Source organism: Brachybacterium sp. SYSU DS0246 (assembly GCF_059391765.1).
The window spans coordinates 39,625-48,811 of the sequence record NZ_JBZXYT010000027.1 but is presented as its reverse complement, the minus strand read 5'-3'; the positions used below and the strand labels follow the sequence as shown (position 1 = coordinate 48,811).

The 9,187-nt window shown below is 71.3% G+C and carries 9 protein-coding genes; all 9 read left to right on the top strand.

The window, feature by feature from the left end:
- The first annotated feature begins 167 nt into the window (after positions 1–167).
- Complete coding sequence (pyrH, locus tag AC5020_RS13285) at positions 168–923, top strand: UMP kinase (protein WP_377794423.1); 756 nt, start codon at positions 168–170, stop codon at positions 921–923.
- A 197-nt stretch (positions 924–1,120) separates the two neighbouring features.
- On the top strand, positions 1,121–1,687 hold the full coding sequence (gene frr / locus AC5020_RS13280; RefSeq protein ID WP_377020362.1) for a ribosome recycling factor: 567 nt from the start codon (positions 1,121–1,123) through the stop codon (positions 1,685–1,687).
- Between the two features lie 27 nt (positions 1,688–1,714).
- Positions 1,715–2,617 carry a phosphatidate cytidylyltransferase gene (locus AC5020_RS13275; protein WP_377794422.1) on the top strand — a complete coding sequence of 301 codons (903 nt, stop codon included), beginning with the start codon at positions 1,715–1,717 and terminating at the stop codon, positions 2,615–2,617.
- Positions 2,614–3,870 (top strand): dual-specificity RNA methyltransferase RlmN, encoded by a 1,257-nt coding sequence (gene rlmN / locus AC5020_RS13270; RefSeq protein ID WP_377803337.1) that lies wholly within the window; start codon positions 2,614–2,616, stop codon positions 3,868–3,870. The genes AC5020_RS13275 and rlmN overlap by 4 nt, the downstream gene beginning before the upstream one ends.
- Positions 3,871–3,949: 79 nt before the next feature.
- Positions 3,950–4,498, top strand: a complete 549-nt coding sequence (locus AC5020_RS13265; RefSeq protein WP_377020365.1) for a DivIVA domain-containing protein — start codon at positions 3,950–3,952, stop codon at positions 4,496–4,498.
- Positions 4,495–5,700 (top strand): 1-deoxy-D-xylulose-5-phosphate reductoisomerase, encoded by a 1,206-nt coding sequence (gene dxr / locus AC5020_RS13260; RefSeq protein WP_377020366.1) that lies wholly within the window; start codon positions 4,495–4,497, stop codon positions 5,698–5,700. The genes AC5020_RS13265 and dxr overlap by 4 nt, the downstream gene beginning before the upstream one ends.
- On the top strand, positions 5,697–7,049 hold the full coding sequence (locus tag AC5020_RS13255; RefSeq protein ID WP_464988630.1) for a M50 family metallopeptidase: 1,353 nt from the start codon (positions 5,697–5,699) through the stop codon (positions 7,047–7,049). Before dxr ends, AC5020_RS13255 begins: the two co-directional genes overlap by 4 nt.
- Positions 7,050–7,149: 100 nt before the next feature.
- Positions 7,150–8,313 carry a flavodoxin-dependent (E)-4-hydroxy-3-methylbut-2-enyl-diphosphate synthase gene (ispG, locus tag AC5020_RS13250; RefSeq protein WP_377020368.1) on the top strand — a complete coding sequence of 388 codons (1,164 nt, stop codon included), beginning with the start codon at positions 7,150–7,152 and terminating at the stop codon, positions 8,311–8,313.
- Positions 8,314–8,320: 7 nt separating this feature from the next.
- Positions 8,321–9,166 carry a GNAT family N-acetyltransferase gene (locus AC5020_RS13245; RefSeq protein WP_377794417.1) on the top strand — a complete coding sequence of 282 codons (846 nt, stop codon included), beginning with the start codon at positions 8,321–8,323 and terminating at the stop codon, positions 9,164–9,166.
- The last annotated feature ends 21 nt before the right edge of the window (positions 9,167–9,187 follow it).

Genomic DNA, 9,187 nt, shown 5'->3' with positions numbered 1-9,187 from the left:
CCCCCCCCCCCCCCCCCCCCCCCCCCCCCCCCCCCCCCCCCCCCCCCCCCCCCCCCCCCCCCCCCCCCCCCCCCCCCCCCCCCCCCCCCCCCCCCCCCCCCCCCCCCCCCCCCCCCCCCCCCCCCGGCTCGGTATCATCACCGAGGACCCCGCGCGGAAGGACCGACATGACCCAGACGTTCACGTCCCCCATACCCGTTCTCCCGAAGAAGCAGGACGGCCGCCGGGTCCTCCTCAAGCTCTCCGGAGAAGCCTTCGGCGGCGGCGCCGTCGGCGTCGATCCCGACGTCGTCTCGCGCGTGGCCGCGGAGATCGCCGAGGGTGTCGCCCAGGGCGTGGAATGCGCCATCGTCGTCGGGGGAGGGAACTTCTTCCGCGGCGCCGAGCTGTCCCAGCGGGGCATGGACCGCCGGCGCGCCGACTACATGGGCATGCTCGGCACCGTCATGAACTGTCTCGCCCTCCAGGACTTCCTCGAACAGCGCGGCGTGACCACGCGGGTGCAGACCGCCATCGAGATGGGTCAGGTCGCCGAGCCCTACATCCCGCTGCGCGCCGTGCGGCACCTGGAGAAGGGTCGCGTGGTGATCTTCGGCGCCGGCGCGGGCATGCCGTACTTCTCCACCGACACCGTCGCCGTCCAGCGCGCATTGGAGATCGGCTGCGAAGAGGTGCTGATGGCCAAGAACGGCGTCGACGGGGTCTACGATTCCGATCCCCGCACGAATCCCGACGCCGTCAAGCTCGAGGCCGTCACCTACAACGACGCCCTCCAGCGCGGTCTGAAGGTCGTCGACTCCACCGCCTTCAGCCTGTGCATGGACAACGCCCAGCAGATGATGGTCTTCGGCCTGGACACGCCCGGCAACATCACCCGCGCGCTGCGCGGGGACCGGATCGGGACCGTGGTCACCAGCGACTGATCCGGACACGCGAGGGCTCCAGCCCCCCGCGGCCGACGTCCCCGCGGTCTCTGCTCGGCCGAGGGGCCCGGAGCCGCCGACCTCCCCGGAGGCCGGGAGCGGGGGCGTGCCCGCCGCGCAAGAGTCCACCCAGCAGTCCCGCCTTGACGGTGCGGGACAATGGATCCCACCACCCACCGAGAACCGAGGAGCATCCCGTGAGCGACGACACCGCGAGCATCCTGAAGGACGCCGAGGCCAAGATGTCCAAGTCCGTCCAGGTCACCAAGGAGGAGTTCGGCTCCATCCGCACCGGCCGGGCCAACGCCGCGATGTTCCAGGGCATCATGGTCGAGTACTACGGAGCGCCGACACCGCTGAACCAGCTCGCCTCGCTGCAGTTCCCCGAGGCCCGCACCGTCATCGTCACGCCCTACGACATGAGCGCGATCGGGCAGGTCGAGACTGCGCTGCGGGACTCGGACCTGGGCGTGAACCCCACCAACAACGGTGACAACCTGCGCGTGGTCCTGCCCTCGTTGACCGAGGAGCGACGCAAGGAGTACATCAAGCTCGCCCGCACCAAGGCCGAGGACGGCCGCGTCGCCGTGCGCGGCTCCCGCGGCAACGCGAAGAAGAGCATCGAGAAGCTGGTCAAGGACAAGGAGATCGGCGAGGACGAGGGCAACCGCGCCGAGAAGGAGCTCGAGTCCGTGACCAAGAAGTTCATCGATCAGATCGACGAGGCGCTCGGCGCCAAGGAGTCCGAGCTCGCGACGATCTGACGTCGCCCTCGATCTCCTGCCGCCCTCGTGACCTCGGACCCGGACCGCTCCGCACGCCCGGCCGCCTCGATGCCGCTCGAGGCGGCCGAGGGCGTGACCGGCGCGCCCCCGCGCGCGAAGCGCCGTGGTGCCGGCCGGGACCTGCCGGCAGCGATCCTGGTCGGTCTCGGCCTCGGTGCGGCGCTGCTCGCGTCGCTGTTCGTCGTGCCCCAGGCCTTCCCGGTCCTGGTGGCGGTCACGATGGTGCTCGCCGTGCTCGAGCTGACCCGTGCCCTGGCTCAGGGCGGTCTGCGGGTCGCGGCAGTGCCGCTGCTGGTCGGCGTGATCGGCATGGTGGTCTCCACCGTCGTGTTCGAGGTCGAGGGGCTGCTGGTGTCCACGGCCGTCGCGGTGTGCGTGCTGATCGTGTGGCGGGCCTCGGAGTCGATGGGCCTGACCGCGCTGCGGGACGTCGCCGGGGGAGTGTTCGCCCTGGCCTGGGTCTCCTTCCTGGGCTGCTTCACCCTGCTGCTGTTCGGTCTGGACCAGGGGCCGCTGCTGGTGCTGCTGGCCGTGCTGGGACCGGTGGGCAACGACGTCGGCGGCTACGTCAGCGGCGTCCTGTTCGGGTCCCATCCCATGGCCCCGGGCATCAGCCCCAAGAAGAGCTGGGAGGGGTTCGCCGGTTCGCTCATCCTGGGCACTGCGGCGGTCACGGCCGTCGGATCGTTCGGCCTGGGTCTGCCATGGTGGACGGGCGTGATCCTCGGCGTGGTCCTGGTGATCGTCTCCACCTGCGGTGATCTCGCCGAGTCCCTCCTCAAGCGTGACCTGGGGATCAAAGACATGGGCCATCTGCTTCCCGGCCACGGGGGCGTGCTGGATCGGGTCGATTCCGTCCTGCTCGCCGCCCCCACCACCTACGTCATGCTGGAGGTCCTGCTGCCATGAACACGAACACCGACCCGCCCGAACTCCCTGATCTCTCCCGCGAGGCCGTGCCCGGCGAGAAGGTCGCCCTGGCGCCCGGGCAGCTCCAGCTGCGTCCCACGCGCCGGGGCAAGCCGCCATCGCACCTGGCCGATCTCACCCTGGCCGAGCGCATCGCCGCCGTCGAGGAGATGGGGCTGCCCGGCTTCCGCGCCAAGCAGCTCTCGGTCCACTACTTCGAGCACTTCACCACCGATCCCGCGGACCTCACCGACCTGCCCAAGGACCGCCGCGAGGAACTCGTCGAACGCTTCTTCCCGCAGCTGCTGACGGTGGTCTCGAGGCAGTCCGCCGACCACGGTGCCACCCAGAAGTTCCTGTGGAAGCTGTTCGACGGCTCCATGGTCGAGTCGGTGCTGATGCGCTACAGCGACCGCGTGACCCTGTGCATCTCCTCCGAGGCCGGCTGCGGGATGAACTGCCCCTTCTGCGCCACCGGGCAGATGGGCCTGACCCGCAACCTCTCGACCGCCGAGATCCTCGAGCAGGTGCGCATCGCCAATCAGCTGCTCGCTGGCGGCGAACTGCCCGGCGGCCCCGGCCGCGTCTCGAACGTCGTGTTCATGGGGATGGGAGAGCCGCTGGCGAACTACCGGCCCGTGGCGACCGTGTGCCGGCGCCTGAACGCCCCCGCCCCGGAGGGCTTCGGCATGGGGGCGCGCCACATCACCGTCTCCACCGTCGGCCTCGCCCCCGCCGTGCGCAAGCTGACCGCCGAGAAGATCCCGCTGACTCTCGCCGTCTCCCTGCACGCCCCGGACGACGCGCTGCGCAACGAGCTGGTCCCGATCAACACCCGCTTCGACGTCGACGAGATCCTCGAGGCGGCCCACGACTACTTCGAGACCACGGGCCGGCGCGTCAGCATCGAATACGCCCTGATCCGCGACATCAACGATCAGGCGCACCGCGCCCAGCTGCTGGCGGATCGGCTGATCGCGCACGGCGGCGCCCACTGGGTCCACGTCAACCCGATCCCTCTGAACCCGGTCAAGGGCTCGAAGTGGACCGCGTCGGATCCGTTCGTGGAGAAGCAGTTCGTCCAGACCCTGCGGGACAACGGGATCTCGGCGACCATCCGGGACACCCGTGGCTCGGACATCGACGGAGCCTGCGGCCAGCTCGCCGCAGAGGTCATCGAGACCGACGTGCACCGGGAGGACCGTGAGGCCCGGGTCGCCCGCGTCGAGGCCGTCGCCGGCGGCGCCCAGTGATCGCGGCGCCGACGTCCACGAACCCCACCGCCCACGCCGCTACAGTGGGACACCGACAGCACCGAGGAAGGATCCACTGGTGAGCACATCGTTCGAGCGTGTCTCTCGCTTCAGCGTCGGATACGACATGCGCGAGGTCGACGAGTTCCTCGCCCGCGCCCGCACCGCCTACGAGGGGCGCGATCCCGGCTTCAGCGGAGCGGACATCACCTCGGCCAGCTTCGGCACCGAGCGCGGCGGCTATGACATGCGCGTGGTCGACGAGGCCCTGGACCGTCTCTCGGACGCCTTCGCCCTGCAGGCCAGGGACGACGCCATCGCCGAGAAGGGCGAGGACGTCTGGGTCGCCCAGCTCACCGAACGCGCCGAGATGCTCAAGGAGCGCCTGGAGCGTCCCGCCGGGGAGCGGTTCGCACCGGCGCCCCAGGGGGAGCCGGCCTACGATCGGGCCGACGTCGACGCGCTGTGCGATCAGCTGGTCGCCTACTTCACCGACGGGCTGCCGATGAGCGTGGACGACGTGCGTCGTGCCGCCTTCCGCCGTCGCCGTGGCCCGGACGGATACCGGGAGGCCGTGGTCGACGTCTACCTGGACCACGTCGCGGACGTGATGGCCTCCGTGCCGTGACCGGGGGCCCCGCCCGTCGGCTCGTGCTGCTCGGGGCCACCGGCTCCATCGGCACCCAGACCCTGGCGGTCATCTCCCGCTACCCGGACCTCGCCCAGGTCCACGGCCTCGCCGTCGGCGGCTCGCGGCCCGAGCTGGTCGCCGAACAGGTCCTCGCCCACCGCCCCGAGCGGCTCGTGGTCTCCGACCCGGACCGCGCCGAGGGCGTCGAGCGCGCCGTGACCGCCGCCTGCCGGACGGCGGGAATCTCCGCTCCCCGCCTCGAGAGTGGCCAGGGCGCCGTGGCCCACCTGGCGGGGAGCCTCGGCGAGGGCGACGTGGTCCTCAACGCCGTGACCGGGTCCGTCGGCCTGCTGCCCACCCTCGCCGCCCTCGCCTCCGGAGCCCGGCTGGCCCTGGCCAACAAGGAATCCCTCGTCGTCGGCGGTGAGCTCGTCACCCGGGCCGCGGCCCCCGGCCAGATCCTCCCCGTCGACTCCGAGCACACCGCGATCGCCCAGGCCCTGGCGGGGGTCCGCCCCGAGCAGGTCGACCGCCTCGTGGTGACCGCCTCCGGCGGCCCCTTCCGCGGCCGCACCCGCTCGCAGCTCGAAGGGGTCACTCCCGAGCAGGCCCTCACCCACCCCACCTGGGCGATGGGCCCCGTGATCACCACCAACTCCGCGACGCTGGTCAACAAGGCGCTCGAGGTCATCGAGGCGTGCCTGCAGTTCGACCTGCCGGAGGACCGCGTGGACGTCGTCGTCCATCCGCAGTCGATCGTGCACTCCATGGCGACGCTGGTCGACGGGTCCACCATCGCCCAGGCGAGCCCCCCGGACATGAGCCACGCGATCGGCTGGGCGCTCGCACACCCGGAGAAGCTGCCGGGGCTGGCCGCTCCGCTCGACTTCTCCACCGCCCAGTCCTGGACCTTTGAACCGGTCGACGAGGACACCTTCCCGGCGATCACCGTCGCCCGCGCCGCCCACCGCGAGGGCGGAGGAGCGATGGCCGCGTACAACGCCGCCAACGAGGAGGCCGTCAGCGCGTTCCTGGAGGGACGGCTGACCTTCCTGGGGATCACCGAGCTGATCACCTCCGTGCTCGCGCACCCGCTGCGTCCGCAGGCGACGCCGAGCGGAGGCGTCGAGGGCGTCCTGGCCGTGGAGGCCTGGGCTCGCGCCGCCGCACGGGAGCTGATCGAGGGCAGCGGAGGATGAGCGGCGCCCTGCTGTTCATCGTCGGCGTCCTGGTCGTCGCCGCCGGCCTCGCGATCTCCATCGCCCTGCACGAAGTGGGCCACCTGCTTCCGGCCAAGCTGTTCGGCGTCCGGGTGACCCAGTACATGATCGGCTTCGGGCCGACGGTCTTCTCCCGCACCCGCGGCGAGACCGAATACGGGCTCAAGGCGATCCCGCTGGGCGGGTACATCCGCATGATCGGGATGTTCCCGCCGCACAAGGGGGAGCCGGAGGGCACGATCCGGGAGGACTCCACCGGGCTCGTCCAGCAGATGGCGCAGATGTCCCAGGAGGCCAAGGCGTACGAGGCCTCCCAGTACGGACCCGAGGACGCCCACCGCACCTTCGTGGCCCTCTCGGTGCCCAAGAAGCTGGTGGTGATGCTCGGCGGGCCCGCCATGAACCTGCTGATCTCCGTGGTGCTGATGGCGGTGATGGTCACCGGGATCGGTCTGCCCGCCATCACCCCGACCGTCGACACCGTCTCCGAGTGCGTGGTCCCTGCCGATGCTCCGGCCGACGCGAGCTGCGAGGGCAGGCCCGAGGCCCCGGCCCTCGCGGCCGGTATCCGGCCCGGCGACACCCTGCGTGAGATCGACGGCCACGAGATCGAGACCTGGTCCGACGTGACCTCGGCGGTCCGCGCCAGCGGCGACCGCACCGTGCCCGTCGTCATCGAGCGCGACGGCGAGATCCTCACCCTCGAGGCCACCCCGATCGTGGACGCGCGACCGGTGCTGGACGAGGACGGCTCCGCGGTCTACGACGAGGACGGGGATCTGGTCACCGAGCAGGTCGGCTTCCTCGGCGTCTCCGGCACCCGGGAACTGGTCCCGCAGTCCCCGGCCGTCGTGCCCGAGATGGCGTGGTCCGCCTTCACCCGCACCGGGGCGCTGATCCTCACCCTGCCCGTGCGGCTCTACGAGGTGGCCCAGGCGGCCTTCGGCAGCGCCGAGCGGGACCCCGACGGCCCTCTCGGCGTGGTCGGGGTCTCTCGACTTGCCGGCGAGGTCGCCTCCGCCGACCAGCCCGGGTTCGAGCTGCGCGAGAAGACCGGGACCATGATCTCGATGCTCGCCTCCCTGAACATGGCGCTGTTCGTGTTCAACCTGGTGCCGCTGCTTCCGCTGGACGGCGGCCATGTGGCCGGAGCCCTGGTCGAAGGCATCCGGCGCCTGCTGGCACGGCTGCGCGGGAGAGCGGACCCGGGGCCGGTGGACATGTCACGGCTGCTGCCGCTGACCAACGCGGTCGCGATCGCCTTCATCCTCATGACGGTGCTGCTGCTCTACGCGGACATCGTCGAGCCCATCACGCTGTTCCCCTGAGGGGCGGCGGGGCTCCGCGGTGCGCGGCGGGCTCGTGCAGGTGCGGTGGAGGTGTCATAGCTCGCCTTCCACCTCTGCCGCAGGAGTCCATAATGGAGGAGTGACTTCAGTGAGCCTCGGGATCCCGTCCGTCAAGCAGCCGCCGACGGTGCTCGCACCGCGCCGGAAGACGCGCAAGGTCAAACTCGGCAGCACGTACGTCGGCGGTGACGCGCCGATCACCGTGCAGTCGATGACCACCACGCCGACGCACGACATCAACGCCACCCTCCAGCAGATCGCGGAGCTGACCGCCGCCGGCTGCGACATCGTGCGCGTGGCCTGCCCGCGCCAGGAGGATGCCGATGCGCTGCCCGCGATCGCGGCGAAGTCCCAGATCCCGGTGATCGCCGACATCCACTTCCAGCCCAAGTACGTCTTCGCCGCCATCGAGGCGGGCTGCGCGGGAGTCCGCGTGAACCCCGGCAACATCCGTCGCTTCGACGACCAGGTGGGCGACATCGCCGCCGCCGCGAAGGAGCACGGCACGGCTCTGCGCATCGGCGTCAACGCCGGCAGCATCGACAAGCGCATGATGACCGGTGACCGCGTCACCCCCGAGGCGCTCGTGGAATCCGCGGTGTGGGAGGCCTCCCTGTTCGAGGAACACGACTTCCACGACTTCGGCATCTCCGTGAAGCACAACGATCCGATCATCATGGTCGAGGCCTACCGCCAGCTCTCCGAGCGCGGCGACTGGCCGCTGCACCTCGGGGTCACCGAGGCCGGCCCCGCCTTCCAGGGAACCGTCAAGTCCTCCGTGGCCTTCGGCATCCTGCTCGGCGAGGGCATCGGCGACACCATCCGCGTCTCCCTCTCGGCTCCGCCCGTGGAGGAGGTCAAGGTCGGCAACCAGATCCTGCAGTCGCTGAACCTCAAGCCCCGCAAGCTGGACATCGTCTCCTGCCCGTCCTGCGGCCGTGCCCAGGTCGACGTCTACTCGCTGGCCGACAAGGTCACCGAGGGCCTGAAGGATCTCGAGGTCCCCCTGCGCGTGGCCGTCATGGGCTGCGTCGTCAACGGGCCCGGCGAGGCCCGCGAGGCCGATCTCGGCGTGGCCTCCGGCAACGGCAAGGGTCAGATCTTCGTCAAGGGTGAGGTCATCAAGACCGTCCCTGAGGACGAGATCGTCGAGACCCTGCTGGCCGAGGCCAACCGGATCGCGGCCGAGGCCGACGGCGGGGAGGCCGTCGCCGCCGGGGCACCGACCGTCTCCGTCAGCTGAGCCCGCCGTGTTCCGGCGCGGAGGGCGGATCCGAGCGGTCCGCCCCAGCGGCATCGAGGTCGCTCTCGCGCATGCGCTCACCGATCCGGTGACCAACGCGCTCGCAGGGGCGAGGCTGCATGAGGTCGGCCGGACGCAGACGGTCTCCCAGGAGTTCTCCCTGGCCGGCGACGAGGACGCGCCCGTCGGCCTGCTGTGGCACGGGGTGAACCTGTCCCCGATGTCCGCGACGGACCTGGCGCTGGACGACTTCGGCCGGCACATGGCCGCCCGGTCGCGGCGAGCCAGCTCCGTGGTGGGTGACCGCGCCGCCGTCGAGAAGCTGTGGGCGCCGCTGTCCGCGGCCTGGGGGAGCGACGTCCGCGAGTACCGCTGGAGCCAGCCGCTGCTGGTGGCGGATGAGGCGACCGCGGCTACCTCCCCATCGGGTCTGCGCCCCGCACTGCCGGGGGAGGAGGACGCCGTCTTCCCTGCCGCCGTGGCGATGTTCCGCGAGGAGGTCGGGGTCGACCCGTTGCACGGCGATTCCGGACGCTCCTACCGGGCCCGCGTGGCCGCCCTGATCCGCCAGGGGCGCACCTATGTGGTCTTCGACGACTCCCGCGTGGTGTTCAAGGCCGACGTCGGCGCCCTGTTCGGTCCGGTCGCCCAGATCCACGGGGTGTGGGTGCGCCCCGGTCAGCGGGGCCGTGGCCTGGGCCGCGCGGCCATGGCGGATCTGGTCGATCAGGTGCGCCGCGACCATGCGGCGGAGGTCTCGCTGTACGTCAACGACTTCAACGAGCCCGCCCGGCGGGCCTATGCCGCCGCGGGGTTCCGGCAGGTCGGCGAGCTCACCACGATCCTGTTCTGAGCCGCCCCACTCGCCGTCCGA